Annotated in this window: 19 protein-coding genes and 2 pseudogenes; 8 read left to right on the forward strand and 13 right to left on the reverse strand. The window is 71.3% G+C overall.

Annotation, left to right across the window (positions count from 1 at the left end):
* The first annotated feature begins 80 nt into the window (after positions 1-80).
* Positions 81-1,031: a LysR family transcriptional regulator gene (locus ACH4ZX_RS37720; RefSeq protein ID WP_398283010.1), complete on the forward strand. Its 951-nt coding sequence runs from the start codon at positions 81-83 to the stop codon at positions 1,029-1,031.
* A 107-nt stretch (positions 1,032-1,138) separates the two neighbouring features.
* Positions 1,139-1,900 carry a discoidin domain-containing protein gene (locus ACH4ZX_RS37725; RefSeq protein WP_398283012.1) on the forward strand — a complete coding sequence of 254 codons (762 nt, stop codon included), beginning with the start codon at positions 1,139-1,141 and terminating at the stop codon, positions 1,898-1,900.
* Here ACH4ZX_RS37725 and ACH4ZX_RS37730 read toward each other — a convergent pair.
* Positions 1,884-2,993: a helix-turn-helix transcriptional regulator gene (locus ACH4ZX_RS37730; RefSeq protein ID WP_398283014.1), complete on the reverse strand. Its 1,110-nt coding sequence runs from the start codon at positions 2,991-2,993 to the stop codon at positions 1,884-1,886. The two genes, ACH4ZX_RS37725 and ACH4ZX_RS37730, sit on opposite strands and share 17 nt — an antisense overlap.
* An 86-nt stretch (positions 2,994-3,079) precedes the next feature.
* Between ACH4ZX_RS37730 and ACH4ZX_RS37735 the strand changes: the two genes are divergently transcribed.
* From ACH4ZX_RS37735 to ACH4ZX_RS37745, 3 genes are read left to right on the forward strand one after another with little or no spacing between them, the layout of a single operon-like run.
* The gene (locus ACH4ZX_RS37735; RefSeq protein ID WP_398283016.1) at positions 3,080-3,670 is read left to right on the forward strand and encodes a DUF697 domain-containing protein; all 591 of its coding nucleotides are present in this window, start codon (positions 3,080-3,082) and stop codon (positions 3,668-3,670) included.
* A 46-nt stretch (positions 3,671-3,716) separates the two neighbouring features.
* Positions 3,717-4,142 carry a hypothetical protein gene (locus ACH4ZX_RS37740; RefSeq protein WP_398283018.1) on the forward strand — a complete coding sequence of 142 codons (426 nt, stop codon included), beginning with the start codon at positions 3,717-3,719 and terminating at the stop codon, positions 4,140-4,142.
* The gene (locus ACH4ZX_RS37745) at positions 4,130-4,747 is read left to right on the forward strand and encodes a hypothetical protein (RefSeq protein ID WP_398283020.1); all 618 of its coding nucleotides are present in this window, start codon (positions 4,130-4,132) and stop codon (positions 4,745-4,747) included. The genes ACH4ZX_RS37740 and ACH4ZX_RS37745 overlap by 13 nt, the downstream gene beginning before the upstream one ends.
* A gap of 522 nt (positions 4,748-5,269) precedes the next feature.
* On the opposite strand, the gene ACH4ZX_RS37750 is transcribed toward ACH4ZX_RS37745, so the two are convergent.
* The 8 genes from ACH4ZX_RS37750 to ACH4ZX_RS37785 form a co-directional block, all read right to left on the reverse strand.
* Positions 5,270-5,839 carry a transposase family protein gene (locus ACH4ZX_RS37750; RefSeq protein WP_398283022.1) on the reverse strand — a complete coding sequence of 190 codons (570 nt, stop codon included), beginning with the start codon at positions 5,837-5,839 and terminating at the stop codon, positions 5,270-5,272.
* A 10-nt stretch (positions 5,840-5,849) separates the two neighbouring features.
* Complete coding sequence (locus tag ACH4ZX_RS37755; RefSeq protein ID WP_398283024.1) at positions 5,850-6,350, reverse strand: hypothetical protein; 501 nt, start codon at positions 6,348-6,350, stop codon at positions 5,850-5,852.
* Between the two features lie 428 nt (positions 6,351-6,778).
* Complete coding sequence (locus ACH4ZX_RS37760; RefSeq protein ID WP_398283026.1) at positions 6,779-7,225, reverse strand: hypothetical protein; 447 nt, start codon at positions 7,223-7,225, stop codon at positions 6,779-6,781.
* 216 nt (positions 7,226-7,441) lie between these two features.
* On the reverse strand, positions 7,442-7,975 hold the full coding sequence (locus ACH4ZX_RS37765) for a 2'-5' RNA ligase family protein (RefSeq protein WP_398283028.1): 534 nt from the start codon (positions 7,973-7,975) through the stop codon (positions 7,442-7,444).
* A gap of 312 nt (positions 7,976-8,287) precedes the next feature.
* Positions 8,288-9,082 (reverse strand): hypothetical protein, encoded by a 795-nt coding sequence (locus tag ACH4ZX_RS37770; RefSeq protein WP_398283030.1) that lies wholly within the window; start codon positions 9,080-9,082, stop codon positions 8,288-8,290.
* A gap of 496 nt (positions 9,083-9,578) precedes the next feature.
* The gene (locus tag ACH4ZX_RS37775) at positions 9,579-10,355 is read right to left on the reverse strand and encodes a tetratricopeptide repeat protein (RefSeq protein ID WP_398283032.1); all 777 of its coding nucleotides are present in this window, start codon (positions 10,353-10,355) and stop codon (positions 9,579-9,581) included.
* Positions 10,340-12,502, reverse strand: coding sequence for a hypothetical protein (locus tag ACH4ZX_RS37780; RefSeq protein ID WP_398283034.1), 2,163 nt, complete (start codon positions 12,500-12,502; stop codon positions 10,340-10,342). Before ACH4ZX_RS37780 ends, ACH4ZX_RS37775 begins: the two co-directional genes overlap by 16 nt.
* On the reverse strand, positions 12,499-12,807 hold the full coding sequence (locus ACH4ZX_RS37785; RefSeq protein WP_398283036.1) for a hypothetical protein: 309 nt from the start codon (positions 12,805-12,807) through the stop codon (positions 12,499-12,501). Before ACH4ZX_RS37785 ends, ACH4ZX_RS37780 begins: the two co-directional genes overlap by 4 nt.
* An 800-nt stretch (positions 12,808-13,607) precedes the next feature.
* Here ACH4ZX_RS37785 and ACH4ZX_RS37790 point away from each other — a divergent pair.
* Positions 13,608-14,126: a Pycsar system effector family protein gene (locus ACH4ZX_RS37790; protein WP_398283038.1), complete on the forward strand. Its 519-nt coding sequence runs from the start codon at positions 13,608-13,610 to the stop codon at positions 14,124-14,126.
* Between the two features lie 30 nt (positions 14,127-14,156).
* Here the strand turns inward: ACH4ZX_RS37790 and ACH4ZX_RS37795 are convergent, their stop codons facing one another.
* On the reverse strand, positions 14,157-14,864 hold the full coding sequence (locus ACH4ZX_RS37795; RefSeq protein ID WP_398283040.1) for a Crp/Fnr family transcriptional regulator: 708 nt from the start codon (positions 14,862-14,864) through the stop codon (positions 14,157-14,159).
* A 493-nt stretch (positions 14,865-15,357) separates the two neighbouring features.
* Between ACH4ZX_RS37795 and ACH4ZX_RS37800 the strand changes: the two genes are divergently transcribed.
* Positions 15,358-16,881 carry a hypothetical protein gene (locus tag ACH4ZX_RS37800; RefSeq protein WP_398283042.1) on the forward strand — a complete coding sequence of 508 codons (1,524 nt, stop codon included), beginning with the start codon at positions 15,358-15,360 and terminating at the stop codon, positions 16,879-16,881.
* Between the two features lie 23 nt (positions 16,882-16,904).
* On the opposite strand, the pseudogene ACH4ZX_RS37805 reads toward ACH4ZX_RS37800, so the two are convergent.
* A pseudogene (locus tag ACH4ZX_RS37805) lies at positions 16,905-17,012 on the reverse strand (XRE family transcriptional regulator); the annotation flags it as partial.
* Between the two features lie 173 nt (positions 17,013-17,185).
* Between ACH4ZX_RS37805 and ACH4ZX_RS37810 the strand changes: the two are divergent.
* Positions 17,186-17,461, forward strand: a complete 276-nt coding sequence (locus tag ACH4ZX_RS37810) for a hypothetical protein (protein WP_398283044.1) — start codon at positions 17,186-17,188, stop codon at positions 17,459-17,461.
* Positions 17,462-17,798: 337 nt separating this feature from the next.
* Here ACH4ZX_RS37810 and ACH4ZX_RS37815 read toward each other — a convergent pair.
* Both ACH4ZX_RS37815 and ACH4ZX_RS37820 read right to left on the reverse strand, forming a co-directional pair.
* A pseudogene (locus ACH4ZX_RS37815) lies at positions 17,799-17,972 on the reverse strand (hypothetical protein); the annotation flags it as partial.
* 127 nt (positions 17,973-18,099) lie between these two features.
* Positions 18,100-18,498: a VOC family protein gene (locus ACH4ZX_RS37820; protein ID WP_398283046.1), complete on the reverse strand. Its 399-nt coding sequence runs from the start codon at positions 18,496-18,498 to the stop codon at positions 18,100-18,102.
* Between the last annotated feature and the right edge of the window lie 135 nt (positions 18,499-18,633).

Raw genomic sequence — 18,633 nt, forward strand, 5'->3', positions numbered from 1 at the left:
CCGAGCATCGGCCCGTGACCGGTGGATCCACAATGCGTAATCGGCGTACCCAGCCTAAGGCCGGGCCTTAGGCTGAGACGGTGCGCTACGACCTGGACGACCTGCGGCTCTTTCTCCACATCGTCACGGAGGGGTCGATCACAGCGGGTGCCCATCGGATGCACCTGAGCCTGCCGTCGGCCAGCGCCAGGGTGCGCTCACTGGAGCACCACGCCGGCGTGGCACTGCTGATCCGCGGCCGGCGGGGTGTGCGGCCCACGCCGGCGGGGACGACCCTGGCCCGCCACGCACGCGACGTGCTCGCCCAGACCGCGCGGCTCGAAAGCGCCGTCGCAAGCTACACCCGGTCCCCGACCGCTCCGCTGACCCTGCTGGGCGGCGGCTCCGCGATGCACCGGCTCGTACCGCAGGCCCTGGTCTCCTTCCTCCGCGCACACCCGGACGTCGACGTCACAGTGACCGAGAGCCGTACCCCTCGAACGGTGCGGATGCTCGCCGACGGCGAGGCGGACCTGGGGGTCGTCCTCGACGGCGAGGCCCGCGACTGCGGCCTTCGCATGGAGCCCCTCGGCGACGACTCCCTCGTCGTGATCGCCCAGGTAGGGGGGATTCTCTCCGGACGGACCTCGATCGCCTACAGCGAGGCCGCCGAGCACCCTCTCGTCGGGCTCCACGCCGACTCCTCGCTGCGCCGCTGGATCGAGAAGCACCTCGGGCCCCGCGCTCCGGTGGTGCGCTACCGCACCACCGTCGCCAACCTCAACATCCTCGTCTCCCTCGCTGCCGCCGGCGTCGGGCTCGCCGTCGTACCGCGTCGCGCCATCGACCCCCACCAGCCACTCGACGTGTGCGAACTGCAGGACCCCTGGGCCCGCCGCCGCCATCTGCTGGCGTGGGGCGTCAAGGACAACGCCGTATCGACGGCCACCGCGGCGCTCGCCGAACACCTGCGCCACGCGGCACTGTCCGAGCCCTCGTCCCGCAACACACACGCAGACCCCGTCGATCGGCGGCCCTTCCGCGACGGCTGACCAGACCCCGGCCACGGGCCGGGGCGCGGCCTGGACCAGGAAGATCACGCATGCGGGGCGGGAGGGCGTCATCCTGGTGACCGCGGTGGGTCCGCGACATCACCGTGATGGTCTACGTCGGCCCGGACCGGCACGGCACCGTGCCCGACGCCCAGGCGAGCCTGCTCCGGCGGATCGGCGAGTTCATGCGTACCTACGGCGACTCCGTGTACGGCACCCGTGGCGGACCCTGGCAGCCCGTCGACGGCAAGTACGGCTTCACCCACCGCGACCGCACCATCTACGTCCACCTGCTGCGCGGCTACAGCGGCACCGGCTTCACCACCCCCTCCCTCGGCGACGCGAAGGTCGAGAAGGTCTTCGACGTGGCCACGGGCACCACGCTGTCCTACGCGTCCGCCCCTGACGGGACGGTTACGGTCGAAGGTGTCAACCGGAGCCGCCACGCAGAGGACAGCGTCGTCGGCATCAGGCTGGACCGTCCGGTGTGCCAGCGCGACCTCGCCGTTCACCGGAGGGCCACGGCCAGCAGCGCGGCGGAGGACAACTCCGCGGCCCTGGCCGTGGACGGCTCCACATCGACGTACTGGCTGGCCGGCGAGAGCGGCCCGGACCAGTGGCTGACGGTGGACCTGGGGGCGGCCAAGCCCCTCACCGGGGTCCGCGTCGTCTGGAAGAAGGCCGACACGAACTACCGCTACCGCCTGGAAGGCTCCACCGACGAGAGCAACTGGACGACGCTGGCCGACCTCACCATGACTGCGGGCACCACTACGCGAGCCACACCAGGCCCGGTGACCTGTACGTATCACGATGAAACGACCTCAATCTGTCCACATGCGAAGGACGGGTTCAGCCGGAGCTCATGAGGCGGCCGTCGGTCGAGAGCGGCGGGTCGGCGAGGACGGGCAGGTGGTGGCGGGTGAACAGGTTGGTGCAGAGTTCGATGCGGTTGTCGACGCCGGTCTTGGCGAAGACCTTGCGCATGTGGTCGTTGACGGTCTGTTCGCGGATGCCGAGCGAGTCGCCGATCTCCGCGTATCCGCGGCCCAGGATGACGAGCTGCGCGATCTGGCGCTCTCTGGGCGTCAGGCCGTAGCCGTTGAGGACCAGCGCGGTAAGGGCGGCCGGCAGGCTCGGCGTCAGCGAGGCGATGACCGTCTCCTCGCCCCCCAGCGCCTCGGTCCAGGCGCTGATGGTGAGCCAGCGGCCGGAGTTGAGACGAACCCGGGCCGACACCGGGTCCGCGGAGGTGCGGCGGCGCGCGTGGCTGAGCACGGCGGTGAGGGTGTGGGTGGTGGTGCCGGGGTTGCGGTGCCGTTCGGAGACCTGCGCCAGCCAGTAGTCGGCGATCCGGCTGACGTAGGTGATCCGGCCGTCCGGTCGCGCCGTCACCAGGCCCGGTGCGTCCGGCACTTCCACGTCGTCGATGCCTTTGAGGAGCAGTGCCCGACGCAGCTCGGCGGCAGCCGGCGCACTGGCGGCCTCGGCAGCGGCCAGGTCCTTGGCGGAGAAGGGCGCGGATTCCCGCGCCCGGCACAGCACCAGCAGCCCCCAGGTGCAGCCGTCGGCCTTCAGCGTGACGCGCAGTTCGTCGGCCAGTCCCTCGGGCGCGAGGATGTCCCGGTAGTAGACGCTCTGAGCGAGGTCTCCCCCGGTCGAGACGCTGAGCAGGCTGCTGGCGGCCCGGCGCCTGGCGAGGGCACGGATGTTGTCGACACCAATCTGCTCGCCGTGCTCGATCTCGAAGAGGCGGGGCATCGACTCCGCGCGGAAACCCTGCTCATGCAGGCCTCCGGTGTCCAGCAGGGTGGCCGGGTCCAGCATCACCGCGCACCACACGTCCGCCGGCACGCGGCGCAGCAGGGAGGTGGCGGCACTCTTCAGGACGTCCAGTGGCTCCGGGTCGGCCCGCCCCGAACGTGCTTGGTAGCTACGGTTGTTGAGGTCGCGTGACGCCATGGGGAGAGGGTAGGGCGGCATCCCATCTACATGGGATGTTCTGGGAGGAGTTGTGGCTCTACTGTGAAATCAAGGGGGTGGTGGCCATGGGGGAGCAGTTCGGCGGCGCGAGGAAGAGGGCGAAGGCCCTGGTCAAGTCCGCCACGGTGACGGCCGGTGTGGTCGGCGGCGCGGCGGGCGCGCTGCCCGTACCGATGGTGGACGTGGCGCTGGTGGCACCGGTCCAGATCCGGATGATCCGCGAGATCGCCGATATCTACCGGCTGCCCGCGTGCGAGCGGGCCGCCGTCGCCCCGGTCTCGCTGCTACTGGGCGCCGGCACGGCGAAGCTCAGCCGTGCCGGCGCGAAGAAGCTGACGCAGGCAGCGATGCGGCGGCTCGCCAAGCTCCTGGCAGAGAAGGCGATCCGGTTCGTGCCCGTGGTCGGGGCGGTCGTGGGCGCGACCGTCTCCGCGACCGTGGCCGTAGCCGCGACCAAGGCGCTGGGCGAAGCCTGGATCAAGCTCTGCGAGCTGGCGATGAGCAGGGAGCTCAAGAAGCTGGACGCGTTCCTCGAGTCCGACACCGGCAGGTGGCTGATCAAGGTGCTGACCGGCCTCGGCTACGAGAAGCTGCTCGACGCCCTGGTCACCGACCTGGAGATGCGGGGCAAGATCGCCCGGTACGCCGGGCACTGATCCCGGAGCCACCCTCGACCACCGAATACAGCAGGGGAGTTCACCCATGCCATGGTCGCTCCTGCCGAGCATGGCCGCCGGTCGCGCCGCGGGCGCGGTGGGCCGCCGGCTCGGCAAGCAGGTGTCCGACTTCTTCGAACTGCCGCCCGGCGGGGAGGAGTTCACCGTCAAGCTGTTCGGCGTCGTGCTCGGCGGCGTCGCCTCCGCGGTCGTGTCAACACTGCTGCTCGACCCGATCGGCGGCGCCGCGGCCGCCGCGGCCAACGCGGACGGGTTCGACTCGGGCACTGCCGTCCCCGACGGGGCAGTGCACCCGCACCACGCCATCGAACCGAAGTTCGGGTACGAGGGTTTCTACCGGCAGGGCGTCGACCACAACGGCAACATCGTGATCCAGAGCGGCACCGGCGGCCCCGTGCTGCAGTCCACCGGGGAGCACGTCAGCCCCAACGACGTCACTTGGAAGAGCTGACCATGCCGCTGCGCGACGAGCTCGCGTTCAAGGCCATCGCAGCCGCGCTGGGCGACGCGGACGACGTGCTGAGGAACGCCGAGCAGTGGAAGAGCGTGGGCCGGTGGAAGTGGTGGCAGAGCAGCCAGGCGGTCGGGTTGGCCGCCGCCGGCGCCCTGATCCCCGGGGTCTGGGTAGTGGCGGCCCCCGCCTCGGTCGTCTTCACCTACCGGAAGATGGCCCATGTGGCATGGGCCGTCGGCCAGGACATGGGCGTCCCAGTGGAGCCCGTGACAGACATCCTGCTGATCACCGGCCTGTGGACAGGAGCGGTCTCGGAGGACGACCTGACGGCGGCCCGCGCCGCCTTCGGCGGAATCGACCTCGATGCCCTGCGTTCGGCCCGCGCCGCGCAGGACGCCGCCGTGACGCGCTCCCTCCTGGAGCAAGCCGTGCCCGGCTTCCTCGGCCTGCTAGGGGTCAAGCTGGCGGCCTACGTCGCCGGCGAGGTCGGCGCGAGCATGGCGCCGGTGGTCGGCGCGAGCATCGCCGGGGGCGCGACCGCCGCGCTCGTCGAGGCCTTCGCCGCACAGGCCCGCCGGTACTACACGCACAAGGGCGGCTGACGGACGGGGCGTCAACCAGGCCGCTTCGTCGACGAGTCCAAAGAGGTGACGGCAGGGGTGGCCGGTGCGGAGCGGATGTCTCCCAGACTCTGTGGAACTCTGGTGAAGATCGCCATCCAGTCGTACTCCTGCGGGCGGCCCGTGGCCGACGGGCCGCGCGGGGGCGGGACGTGGGCGCCCGGGACGCCGTCGGTGCCGTCCCCCCGCCAGACAAAAGCACCACTACGGTGACCACCATGGCGGCAAGCCCAGCCATGCCTGCCACGACAACGTACCGACGCATCAGAACTCCCCACCCTGGACTGCGGTCGCGTGAGCACAGTCCGTACCGGCAGAACGCCGAAGGGCGCCAGATCCAAGCCCCGCGCTCCTCACCTGCTGTTGCCCGGGCGACCGAGAGAGACTGCGAGCACAGCGGCCTGGCCTTCGGCGGCTAAGGACCACGCCAGCCGCCGCCCCGGGCCTACTTGGCCGGGGTGCTCACGCTGGTCGCGGGCGGCAGTCTGCGGCCTTGATCGTTCGTCACCGGTTGACTTCGAAGTTGGTCAGGACGAGCAGGGCGCGCAGGAGCGCGGTGGCGTGGCCGGGGTCGGTGCGGAGCTTGGTGAGGATGCGCCAGGCCTTCAGGTTTGCGAAGCCGTGCTCGACCGGGGCGCGGCCGGCGGCGAACACGCGGTTGGCCTGCTTCTGGCCGGGGGTGAGCTTGCGCCAGCGGGTGGCCTTGTAGCCGGTGACGACGACCTGGTCGTCGGGGCCGTCGGGCTTGTCGACGCCGATGAAGCCGAGGTCGGCGAGGGCGCCGAGGCCGGCTGCCTTGAGGTGTTCGACGATCCTGTCGCGGCGGGCGGCGGTGGCGTCGTGGGTCCGGCCGGGTCGGGCGGCGGAGATCCAGATCAGCCTGCCCTTCTCGTCGGTCAGGGCGAGGAAGTGCAGGCCGTGGGTGTGGTGCTTGCCAGAGCAGTTCTTCCGGTTCGCCTTCCCGGTGCGGCGCTGGGTGGGGATGAGGGTGCCGTCGATCAGGACGACTTCCCCGCCGCGGTCGGCGAGAAGGTGCGGTACCGGTCGGGTGTCCCGGTACCGCACCCCAGTCACTCGTCTGACATCACCACCAGCCGCCGCAGTAGGAGACGCCGCCGCCGGGGCGGTGCAGGCACAGCCGCATCAGGAGCTTCCGGGTGTAGCGGTACTTGTTGCTGAAGGACTTGTTGCCGTAGGTCGCGCCGAGGAGGAACTTCCTGCCGTCGAGGCTCGCCTGCACGACGACCTGGCGGTTGGAGGGGGCGTGGTAGTGGTGGACGGTGCCCCACAGCGTGCCGTGGTAGCGGCCGGGGTAGCCGCTCTGGTGGTACCAGGTCTTGCAGACGTCGGCGTATCCGTAACTGCGCTGCGTCCACAGCCTCGTGCACGCTCGGGCTCGGGCCGCGACCGACGTGTCGGCGGCCGCGGCCGGTGCGGTTGCCGTGCCGGTGGCCGGGGCGGTCACTGCCGCGGCGGTGACGGTGTCGGCCGGCGCGGGAGCTGCTGCGGCAGGCGTTCCGAGGGCGAGGCCCATGCCGAGGGCCGCGGTCGACAGGGCGAAGGTGGCGCGTGTGCGCACATCCATGATCGTGATTCCTCCGTTGGCGGTTGCGGCCGGGCCGGCTGTGGCCCGGCCTGTGCGGTGTGTCATCGAGTTCACCGCCCACGGCGTTGTTCAGCAGGCCCCTTCCGCCACAGTGAACAATCACGATGACGCCGGTTTCCGCCCTCCCAGTAGGTGCTGAATCGGTACTTTTCTGGGCGGGTAGCCGGCATGTGGCGTGGCCACCGGCTCGCCGTCGCCGGTGCGTCCTTCCTGACGGGCATCCCACGGCAGGTCTGTCCGGCCAACGGCCCTGTCTCACATTGCTGCCCGCCCTGAGATCTTGCGTCTGGCCGGCGGCGGCGAACTGAGCGGACAGATGCCATTGCTCACCACAAAGCTGTGGACGGACCTGCTCGCGCAGACGGGCTGCGCCCGAGCAGGGCAACCAGGCCTCCTGCCGGCTCTTCCTACGCTGGCCGGGTCCGCGTACAGGTGGAGCCGGGCGAGTCGGAGATAGTCGTGCGCGGACTCACCGCCTGGGCATTGCCGCGCGATCGATGCGGCTCGGCGATGGCGCCGATCTCGGCCCGGCGCCGCGCACCGGTCATGCCGCCGCCGGACGGGAAGTGACCGGTGTCGGTCTCGTGCTGATGCCGGTTGCGCATGTCCTCGTCCCACGGCGGCGGAGCGCGGCGTCGGCGCTCGCCGCGTCCGGCGCCGTCGAGGAGCCACAGGCCGGTGGTGGAGTTCTCCGGGGCGCCACGCAGCAGCGTCCAGCGGGTGGTCGGACCTACCTCACCGGCCGCCGTCAGGCGGCGCAGCACGTCGGCGTGGGCCAGGTCGGCAGTGCAGGAGTTGCGGATCAGGCGCGCGGCGGAATACGTGCCGGGGCGTCGTCGGCAGCCGGAAGACAAGAGCCCTTGAAGGCCTGCGTGCTCATGCCCGGCAACGGTGGAGCGCAAGGGCGGAGGGGGACAGCCGTTCTCATGCCCCCTGCCGGGGCGCGCCGGTGTCGGGTGAGCTTGTCGGTGTCGGCGGCGCTCTGTCCGCCCGGTGGGTGCTGCTCTCCCGCCACCGTAGTTCTGCCGGTGGTCGTCGGCCTCCGGCCGCGGCCCGGTGTCGGGGGCGTCTCAGCAGCGGGGCTCCAGCACCTCCAAGGCGCCGGTGGCGGTGTCGTAGCTGCGCAGGGTGGTGAGCCGGACCGTCAACGGCGGCGCCGGCAGCAGCTCAGGGACCCTCCGTCCGGCGAAGGCACCAGGGCGCCGGGTACGGCCGAGGGTGACGTGCGGGCTCCAGCGCCCAGGTGCGTGGAAGGGGCTGAGAGTTCCGGGAGGGCTGTCGGAGGCCACCGCCTCCCAGACCTGGCGGTGCAAGCCGGCCAGCTCGGAGTCGAGGTCCAGCGCCCAGGCCAGCACCGAGGTCGGCCGCTCGAAACGGACCACGCCGGTGAAGTGCACCGGCAGCGGCAGGGCGGCGGCCACCTCGGCGAGCTCCCAGCGGATCGGACCGGTCAGCTCCGGACAGGCGGCCAGGGTGAGGTGCGGGCTGTTCGTCGGTGAGCGGTGCCGCGCCTGACTGGGCAGCCCCGCGTCCGCCAGCCGCCGCCACGCCTCCCGGACCGCCAGTTCCGCCGCCTCATCCAACAGAAGCTCGACCGTGCGCACCACCGCAGCCTACCGGCGGTGCGCCTGCGGTGCCGCCGCCGGCCGGGGGGCGGTGCCGTGACATCGCGGGCGGCCGGGCGGCGTCGCGCTTGTCCCAGATCAAGATCAGCACGTCGAGTCCGGCGATCCAGGCGGCTTCGAGGCGGGCGGCAGTGCCGGCGAAGCAGGCGCGGCCGGACCTGGCTGAAGATCGCGCCGCCCTCGTCGGTGAGGACCAGGTGGGCGGGCACGCCGAGGCAGCCGGATCGGCGAAGCCGTCCGCCGCCACACGGCATTCCCCTGGGGCGGCGGACGGCCTCTCGCGTGCCGTGACTACGAGAGGACCACCGCGTCACCGGCCGACACGACCCGGGCGGTCGTCGTCGTGCCGGGGAAGAACCAGCGCCAACTGCCCGCGGAAGTGACGGTCACCTTGGTGCTGAGCTGTCCGGAGCTGCCCGTCTTCACGGTCTTGACCGTGCTGTAGTGGGCGGCGCCTGCCTTGCGGTACTGGAGCTTCACGTCCTGTCCGGCGAATCCCTGGTACTTCAGGGTCTCCCAGTTCGCGCGCGACAGCTTGCCGGTGACCGTGAGTTTCGCGCCCTTGGCGACCGGTTCGGGGGCCGCGTCCGTGGTCAGCTTCGAGGCCCGCTTCACCTTGTAGGCGGCGATGGAGTCGGAGATCCAGTAGTCCCCGTCGTTCGCCTTGACGGTGGCGTTCACCGTCCAGGTGCCGGCGACGTTGTTGGAGTCGATGTCGTCACTGGCGGCGATCCAGGCCGGGTCCACCGACATGGTCGCCGTGCACACCGACGTCGTCGAGGACTTCTTCTCGCACGTCGTGCCCGTCCAGTCGAAGAAGCCGTAGCCGTTGGAGCGGTTGAAGGTGCTGACGAGGGTGAGCCCCTTCACGCCCGAGTTGTCCTTGATGGTGATGGCGATCGGGAAGGTCACCTTCTGCGTTGTGCCGACCGTGACGTTGGCTCCGTCGTTGACGACGGTGGACACCACCCGGACGTCGCCCCGCCCCTCGGCGTGGGCGCCGGTCGCCGTCAGCAGCACCAGGGCGAGCCCCCCTCCCGTTGCGGCCCAGCCGACTCTTCGGCCAAAACGTGCTGTGCTTTTCATGGTCCTCCCCTGGTGAGCCGATCGTGAAGTCGATCAGTACTCGCACGAGGCTACACACGGGGTCTGCCACGCCAATTCCCTTTTCCTGTGGTGCCTGTTGGGGCTGACGACCAGGGCGTCCCACGAACCGAGCGGTGACAGGCAGGTAAGGCCGAGGCCGTCGGCCAAAGCTGGGTCGTCGGCGGGGCGGCGTTGTGGCTGCGGCGGGCTGCCATGAACGGAGACGCTGCGGCTTGAGGCAGCGGCCGCGGCGGTGAGCCGTCGACTTGGAGCGTCCGAAGCAGGGAGGCAGGCGCGACCGCTGAATGGGCCGCCTGGCAGGAAGCCCGCACCGGGGCAGACGCCGCTGCACGCAGGCCGAACTGGATCAGGTGCTGGGCCCCGTCCCGCAGCGTATCGCGGAGCTGGGGTGCGAGAGCCCGGCTGAGGCGGTCGACGCGTCGTCGTCGGGGGCCGCGCCGGAAAGCGTGGGGACTCGGGCTACTCCCTGTCGCTCTCAGGGAGTGACGCCCCGCTGAGGCCGTAGCCTCAGACCCAGTTCGGCCTTTCTCAGTTGGCCCAGGGCCGTGTCCGTGCCGAGGGTGTTGCCCGTGGCGCGGCAGAAGTCGGCGGCCTGGCGGTTCGCGAGAATGGCCTCCGCGAAGCGGCCGGCGTCCACCAGGGCCCCGGCCACGAGGACCAGCCCCCAGCCCTCCTTCTCCGTGTCACCGGCTGCCGCGTAGGCCTCGCGGAGGCGCCGGAACACCGGGAGGGTTTCCTCGGTCCGGCCCGCGTTCGCGATGTCGACGCCGATTTCCATCAGGGCCCGTTGTTCGAGATCGGGACGGTGTGCCCTGCGGCTCACGTCGGCGCAGCGCAGGGCGACGACGGCGGCCTGCTCGCACCGGCCTGCCTTCACCAACGCTTTGCCGAGGTCGAACAGGGCCTCGCCCTGGCCCTCGGGGTCACCTTCCTCTTCGAGGCAGGTGACGGCCCGGGCGAGGGCCGCGATGGCCTGCTCCGTCCAGCCCAGGGCCAGTTGGGCGCGCGACAGTTCGCGGAGCGTGGTGGCCTCAGGGCCTCGCATGCCTCTTTGCCGCATGAGGTCCACGGCTCGCCGGAAGGCGCTGAGGGCCTCGTCGTGGCGTGCCCCCTCCATGAGGGCCTGTCCGAGACCGTAGTGGCCCACCGCTTCGTACGGGTCGTCGCCCGACTGCTGAGAACAGGCCACCGACCGCTGCCACATGACGATGGATTCCTCGGCCCGCCCCACCGACGTCAGGGCTCCGGCCACCCGGCGCAGGACGTCGGCCTCGTCCTGGTGGTCACGTGCCTCGTGGAAGACCGCCGCGGCCCGCGAGTACCAGGCGATCGCCTCCTCGTGCTGCCCCGCGTTCTCCAGGGCGAGGCCGACATCGCGCAGGGCCGGGCCCTCCTTGGCGCGGTGCCCCAGACGTTGGTGGAGCTCGGCCGCACGCATGTGGGCGGTGGCGGACTCGGCATGCCGGCCCGCTGCGGCGAGACTGGTGCCGAGCTCGCCCGAGAACACCGCTTCCTCGCTCGGCTTGCCGGCGTCGCGGAACGCCGCGACGGCCTGCTGGCGGGCTGCGATGGCATCGCCGGTACGGTCCGACTCCGCCAGAGCGGCGCCCAGGCCGGCCCACGCCACTCCCTCACTGCCGCGGTCGCCGGTCCCTCGGAAGATGCCCACGGCCCGCTGCCATATGGAGGCGGCCTCCTGGAACCGTTGCAGGCTCCGGAGGGTGAGGCCGACGTCGAGGAGCGCCTTGCCCTCGGCCGAGCGGTCGCCGGCCTCCCGGCAGGCCGCGCTCTGCCCTCCATGACCGCGAGGATGCCGATGTCCAGGTCGACGTCGCTGCCCTCGGGCAGCAGGGTCTCCACCGCCTCCAGTACGGCCAGCAGGTCCGGGTCGAGGGCGCCGTCGCCGGTTTCGTCCGGGCCGCCCGGATCGCCGAGGGCGGCCAGTGCGGTGAGGGCGGAGCTGCCGGCGGCGATCGCGAGCCCGGGATCGCGGCACAGCAGCGGGTAAAGGATCTCCTTGCCGAGGTGCGCCCAGCGGGCGGCGGCGGACGCCAGGAAGGTCACGGCGCGGGGAGCGATGACCGCCCGGAGGTCCTCTTCGGCGGTCACGCCGGGGGTCGGTCCGGCGGGCGTGGCGGTCAGCGTCGCGGGGGCGTCGTTCGCCCAGGGGTCGGGTTCGTAGGAGCTGATGTCGTGCCCGGGGGTGAGCAGTCCGAGGAAGTCCTCCGCGAGGCGGTCGGGATACAGCGGTTCCAGGACCGTCGCCCGGTCCGCGGGCGGATAACAGAACCGGTGGTCGTCCAGGAGGTGGTCGTGCGGTTCCGGCAGGGCCAGCCTCCGCAGGGCGCGTTTCCCGGTTCCGTGGCCGACCGCTCCGGTGAGTACGGCGGTGAATACGGTTTTGGCCATGACGGACTGCCCGGTCCGGTAGTCCTGCCCGTGCCGTCCGGCGTCGACGAGTCTCTGCCAAGCCAGCCGTTCGCGGTCCAGCAGGTACGCCGACAGCTGGTGCGGCTCGGACAGGGACGGCGCCGTGCCGTTCTTGCGGGCGTCGACCGCTACCAGGGCGGCCATCTGCAGATTGAGGGGCAGGCCGAAGTCCCGCCGGCCGAGCGAGGCGGGCGGCTGAATGCTCACGGGGTCCGCCACGCCGTACAGGGCGCTGTCGGCGTAGCGGTCGCGGGCCGCGGTGAACATCCGCAGCCTGTCCTCGGCCAGCGACGGCAGCCGGAGGTCGTCGGCGGCGGCGCGCCGGTCGCCGAGTTCCGCGCGCAGGGCGGCGAACCAGCGGACCGTGCGGCCGACCAGCAGGACGCGCGTGGGCGTCTGCTGATGGAGCACGGGGGAGGTCAGGAGGCGTTCGAGCTCGCTGTGGGCCCATCGGTCGGCGTAGTCGACGACGAGGAGCACTCCGGCGGCGTCGCCGGGCGGTGCGACGTCGTTGCCCGAGGGGAACGGTCCGGGGGGCGCGCCCTGGAATCCCGCGTGCAGGACGTGCCAGGGCCGCGCGGCGGACGGGCCCGGCCCGGTGCGGCCACGTGACCGTTCGGCGAACTCCAGGGCGAGGCGGGTCTTGCCCTGTCCGCCGGGGGCATGCAGCAACAGGACCGACAGCCGGGGGCCGTTGGCGTCCCGCCACTGCCGCAGCCGCTCCAGCTCGGCTTCCCGGCCGACGAACGGGACGATCCGGCTGCGCGCGTCCAGCAGCCGGCTGGGCTGTTCCATCAGCCAGGCGGGGTCGAGTTCGGCCGGGGCCGGGAGCTCTTCGATCGCGGGGAGGCGGGAGCCGTAGACGTTGATGGTCGCGTTGGTGCTCTGGACTCCCCAGCCGTCGGGGCCCACGTTCTGCACGTAGGTCCGCTCGTACGGGACACGGGGGCGTTCGGGGTTCTCGGTCACGGCCGGTCACCTGCGATTCCGGGCGTCTGTGTGATGGTCACCGTCGCGTTCTCCGCCTGGATGCCGGTACCTCCCGACACGTTCTGGACGAAGCCGACGCGCGGCTGCTGCGCCGGCGCGTGGCCGGGCGGGGTCCTGTCGGGGCCGAGGTCCGAGGGTGCCGCCGGGCCGGAGTCCGGGGGCGCTTGCGGGCCCCGGGCGGTGGTTCCCGGCATCCAGATCCACGCCTGACCCCGGTACTCCTTCTCCGTGACGGCCACCTGCCGGAACTCCTCCGGCCGGAGGGTGGTGTGTGCCTCTTGCACGACATCACGGAAGACGGCCGCAGACACCGCGACGGCGAGACAGGCGTCCGGTGCCTGGTCAAGGGCCGCGCGAAGGGGTGTGGTGTGCTGTCGAGGATGCGGCCGATCTCGACGGGGGCCGAGCCGACGAAGCCTGCCGCGCCCGGCACGGCGGGACCGAAATGGACGGCTGCTCTGAGCCTGAGCCGGGCCTGCGGGATCCGATTCTGGTTGAACTCCCGCAGTCCGGCGTCCAGCGCGCGCATGAAGGTGTCGATCAGGGCAGGCTCGTAGGCCGTCCCGGGCAGGACGGCGAACACGGAGTCGCCGCCCTCCTGCGTCAGCCAGCCGTCACGGTCCAGCCGGGCGGTGCCGGCGGCCCGGTCCAGCAGCCGTGCGATGCCCTCCTGGTACTGGCGCTGCGTCACGGTGTCGGCACGGCCGTACCCTTTCGCGTCGACCGCCAGCAACAGCCTGCGCTCGAACGTCCCCGAGCCGCCCGGCCCTTCCCCACGGTTCGCTGTCATGGCACCTCTCGTTACGCCCGTTCCGGGACGGAGACCATCCGGCCAGTCAAATCTCCTGTGAATCAACAAAGTTGCTTCACGCCGGGCCGGCGCCCGCGCTCCCCCTGTACGGGCGCCGGTACAGCAGTCGTACACCCCCGCCCCGGAGTGAATCCTGTGGAAGTACGGGTTGCCGGGACTCCCGACGCGTACCAGGTGCCGAGAACCCGCAGAAGTGTCTGGTTCGGGCGGGGCATCCGGTCCCTACTGGCTGTGTCGGACGGAACACACCGTCGTCGTACGAAGGAGATCTTCATGGCGTCCGCTCGTCAGGAACGCGGCAATCGTCCCGCGCAGTACATGTTCACCGCACTGCACACCACCCACCAGCACGCGGACGCGAAGGCGGGCATCCTGGCGGCGGCACAGGCGGCGCTGACCGGCACGGCGGGGGCGTGGACCCAGCGGGCTGTGCTCGCCTGGGAACGGGGCGGTGCGGCCGGGGTGTTCGCCGGTGTGCTGTTGGCCCTGTTCGTCTGCGGACTGGTCGGCGGTGTGGCGAGCCTGGCGGCCACCTTGTGCCCGCGGATGCTGAGGCATCCGGACCCCAACCGCTACAGCTTCGTCCAGCTGGCGAACGGGCCGGACATCCTGCCCGCCGACGGAAGGGGTGTCGACGAGGCGACGGACCGGCAGGAGTTTTCGCGCACCGTACGGTTCCTCGCGCGCGTGGCGGTCCGCAAGTACCGCTGGCTGGCGACGGCGGTGATGTGCACGGCCGTCATGGGGGTGAGTGGTGGGCTGGGGGTCGTACTCCTGCGGGTGGTCGTCTGACAGCGGCCGCCGGGGAGGCTCACGTGCCGTTCAACGCGGTTCGTCCGCCAGGTCCGCCAGACGTCTGAGCCGGGGCAGGTCACGGATCACGGTGGCGCGGTAACCGGTCTTCAGCAGACCCTCGTCGCGCAGTTCACGCAGGACCTTGTGGACGGTGGTCTCGGCAGCGCCGACCAAGGTGGCCAGCTCCGGCTGGGTCAGCCGACAGCTGACGACCACGCCTCCATTCACCGGCGATCCGTAGGAGGCGGCCAGTTCCACCAGCAGCCGGGCCAGACGTACTTTTGCCGGGTACCCGCGGAACTCCAACCGCCGCTGGTTCGCCCAGCGCAGCCGTTCGGCCACGACGGCGGTCAGGGTCATGGAGACCTCCGGGCGGCGCTGGAGCAGTTCCCGCAATACGCCGCTGGGCAGCACTCTGGCGGTCAGCGGACCGCAGGCGGTGACCGTTGCGGAGCGCGGAGCGCCTGTCATCGAAGCCATCTCACCCACGGTGTCCCCGGCTGCCCTGACCGCGAGGAGCGAACTCTCGCCGTTCTCCACGGTGGCGGTGACCTTGGCGAAACCGGACAGCAGCAGCAGTACGTGCTGGTCGTTCATTCCCTCGCTGAGGAGCACGGCTCCCGCCTCGAACCGTACCCGGGTGCCCAGTCCGAGAAGTTCCCGCCGGGCCGGGAGCGACAGCAGCCCGAGCAGGCTGCGCGCGGGCCATTCTTCGGATCCGATCGGCGCATCCATGTGTACTTCCCCGTGTCTGTCCGCGTTGGGCGTGCCGGTCATCATCGTGCCCGTCCGCACGAAGTCCAAGACGATTCGATCGAGGAACTGGTGGCGTCGTCCCAGAGGTGCGGAATGCCGACGCGTACCCGCCGAGCCGAGTCTGCCCGGCACTTGGCCTCCGCGTTTCAGTTGCGGTGGCGTCCGGATCTTGACCAGAAACGCGAAAGTGCCCGCTGAGCTGGGACGATGAGGCTTGCTCAAGAATTCCATCCCTGCGGAACTGGGTCCGGGCAGCTGGTGCGAGCCGGCCCTGGGGACACCGGTCGGAGGCGCCGGCCGAGCCGCCGACTCGGTTGGAGGCGGAGAACGTCGCTCCGCGGAAGAAGGTCCGCGAGTTGGAGGAGCGCGAGTCGCCACGTGCCGCGCTCAGGACGTGCCCGAGTGCCGGCAGCAGCTCACCGGGGTCGAAATCCAGGAGCCGTCTGGCCATGGTCCGGGGCAGGATGCCTCTGTGAACCATGTTCTGTGCGGGCTTGCCGCCAACGTGAGCTTGCCGTCCGAACTGGTCGACCGGCTGATCACGGTCGCGGACCCGGACATCGCCGCGGTCCTCGCCGATCGCGCGGACCTCAGCCATGCGCAGGCGCTCGCGCTGGCCTCGCGTGTCGAGGAAAGCGCTGTGCGGCTGGCGTACGCGGGGCGGCTGACCGCCGCCGACGTCGATCCCGTGGCACAGCCGGACGTCGCGCTCGCCCTGCTCGACGAGCGTGCCGGACGCCCGCAGTGGGCGCGCCTCTTGGCGACGGGTCCGGTCGTGGAGCGCCGGGAGAAGCTGGCCGCCTGCCCCGGTCTTCCGCGCGATGCGGTGGAGATGCTCGCCGCGGACTCGGACGTGCGGGTCGTGGCGGAGCTCGCGCTGTGGACGACGCCGGACGTGGCCACCAGACTTGCGGGGCATCCGCATGCCGAGGTCCGCCGCGCGGTGGCCGCCAACGAGGCGACACCCCCGGCCGTGCTGGCGGCGCTGCTCACCGGGCAGGGGCTGCCTCCGGCGCGGTGGTGTCTGGTCTGCGGCCGTGAGCAGACGCCGTTCGTGCGCGATCCGCAATGCTCGCGGGCCGACTGCGATCTGCTGCCGGGCGCCTGCTGCGACGGCTCCCACGAGTCCACCGTGCGCGAGACGCAGCGGACGGCGCTGGGGAACCCGGCCGCACCCGGCGAAGCCGTCGTCAGCTTCGCAGACCACTCTTCGCCGCTGCTGCGCCGTGCGCTCGCCGCCCGCCCCGGTCTGCCGTCGCAGGTGTGCGGACGGCTCGCCGTGGATCCCCACCCCGCGGTCCGGGCCGACCTCGCCGAGAATCCGTCGATCGACGACGCCCTGATCCACGCGCTGGCCACCGACCCCGACGACGACGTGCGGCGCCGGCTCGCCCACAACCCACGTGTGCCGCTCGACGTGCTCGCCCACCTGGCCGGCGCCTTCCGGCTCGGCGCCACTCTCCTGCCGCGGATTGCCGCCGCCTCCCCCGACGAGGTCGAGGAACTCGCCCAGTCGCCGAACCCGGCCGCGCGGATGCTCGTGGCCCAACGGCGCGATCTGCCGCCCGTGATACGCGACGCGCTGGCCACCGACCCCGACGCGAAAGTGGTCAAGTCGATCGCGCCGCACCCGGGCCTCTCCGAAGCCCGACTGCGCGCCATGCTCGACCGGCACGGGGTCCAGGTCGCTGCCAAGGTGGCGGCGAACCCGGACGCGACCCCGGCAGTGTTGGAGGACCTGGCCCGGCACAAACCACCGGCACAGAAAGCTTTGCGCGAGGTCGCCCGGCACCGCCATGCGACGGCCTCGGCGCTGCTCGCCTGTCTGGCAGACACAAAGGCGAGGCCCATAGCCGCCGGCCATCCGGCTCTGCCCCCGCCGGTCATCGCAGAACTGCTCACCGACGCCGCCTGGCGGGTGGTGGAAGCGGCGGCCGCCAACCCGTCGCTACCACTCGCCGTGATGTCGGAGCTGCTGCCCCAACTGCAGCTGTGACTGCCCTGCCCGCCGACTCAACGCTCAACCCGGATCTGGCGCAGGCGCTGCTCGGTGGCGCCCTGCTCCCGGGCTTGGAAGAGGCGGGCGGCGTAGCGGGGCGGGAGCGCGACCGTCAGGTGCCGGATCCGGGCGGGGCGCCGCGATCTCCTTCACCAGTTGCTTGGCCCCTCGCGACAGCGTGATCCTCTCCCCCTGTGCGAGCGTCAGTAGATCGTGTGCCTCCTCGAGCGTCGACAGGGCCGACCACCCCTACCCGCGGACTTTCCAGTTCACCCCCTTCAGCACCTCCCACGGGGAGACGGTGTACCGGTGGACGATCACCACAACGGGCAACTGCGCGGAGATGCGCGGTGACGCCGGCACCTGGGTGTACCTGACCAAGTGCCAGTCCAGCAAGAAGGCCCAATGGTGGCGGCTGCGGCCCACCACCAGCGGTGACGCATGGGCTCTGGTGCCCTACCTCAACGAAGACCTCGCCGTCACCGCCACCTACGGCGACGACAACGTCGCTCCGCTGCGCGAGCTGCCCGGCGGACATGCCACCAGCTCACAGCTGTGGTACCTCACCGCCCCCTGACCGCCGCCGGTGCCGGGGCCGGGCCGGTCTTCCCCGGACCGGCCCCGGCGCCGGCGCCCACAGGCGTCCCCGCTCCGCGCGGGCACCGGCAAGCCAGCTTGCCCACGGCCAGGAGTCCGGGCCCGCCACCGCGTACTGCCGCTCGGTGAGGATCTGTCCGTGGCCGCGGCAGTCCAGGGAACCGGCCGGTTCGAACGTGCCCAGCGTGCTGCCGGCGACCTCGTCGGCCGGGAACTGCGCGAAATGGGCGGGAGCGCGTGACTCCGTCGCCGCCGCCCGTTCCCGAGCGCCGTCGTCGCTGCTCCGGACGCCTAGGTGTGGTGTCTCGGGACCTTGGTTACGCGGAGTCCTCGAAGGTGAGCTGCTGCGGGATGTCCACGAGTGGTTCGTGCGGCTGGTCGAAGACGATCCGGTCGCTCCCGGCGGTCCGGCTGATGGGCGGTCGGCCGCCGAGCGCTGCGTGCGGCCGCTCGTAGCTGTAGTAGTTCACGAACTCCGCGAGTGCGACGCGGCGTTCATGCTCGGTTGCGTGGTCGCCGTTCCGGTGTCCCCTGCTGGTGCCGCTCCTGGACTAGGTGGCCGCGTTCACCGGGAGCCCTGGGATCTCAGGGCTCCCGCGTGAGCGGCTGTGCGTGGCGTCAGCGTGCGAACTTTTCGATGGCCGCCGGGGTGACGGGAGTGAAGAAGTTGACGAGGTTGCCGTCGGGGTCGCGGAACAGCAGCGACCGGTTGCCCCAGGGCATCGTGGTGGGCTCGTTGACGAAGTCGGTGACGAAGCCGGTCAGGTTCTGGTGAACGCGGTCCACGTCGTCGACGAGGAACTCGGTGATCACGCTGTGGTTGTCCGCCGGGCGGGCAGAGTCCGGGGCGAACAGCGGGACGGTGCGGGTGCCGGCGATCGCGAGGGTGGCGCCCGCGGTCTGGAGTTCGGCGAAGTCCTCGGTGGCCCACGTCGCCCGCGCCCCTGTGGCTCGCTCGTAGAAGTCGACGAGGCGTGCGACGTCGCTGGTGATGATGCGGATCGAGACGAAGTCCATCGGAATCTCCTTGGCTGTGCTGGAGGCGTGCTCGTCGCAGGCTAGACGAGTAAGTCCGATCTCCGGTCAGTGGTCATAGGCGATCAGTGACCGGGTGATCGGTGCGTTGGTTGCGTTGTTGTGCCAGATCGCGGC

The organism is Streptomyces sp. NPDC020490 (assembly GCF_044335305.1).
Taxonomy (GTDB): Bacteria; Actinomycetota; Actinomycetes; order Streptomycetales; family Streptomycetaceae; genus Streptomyces.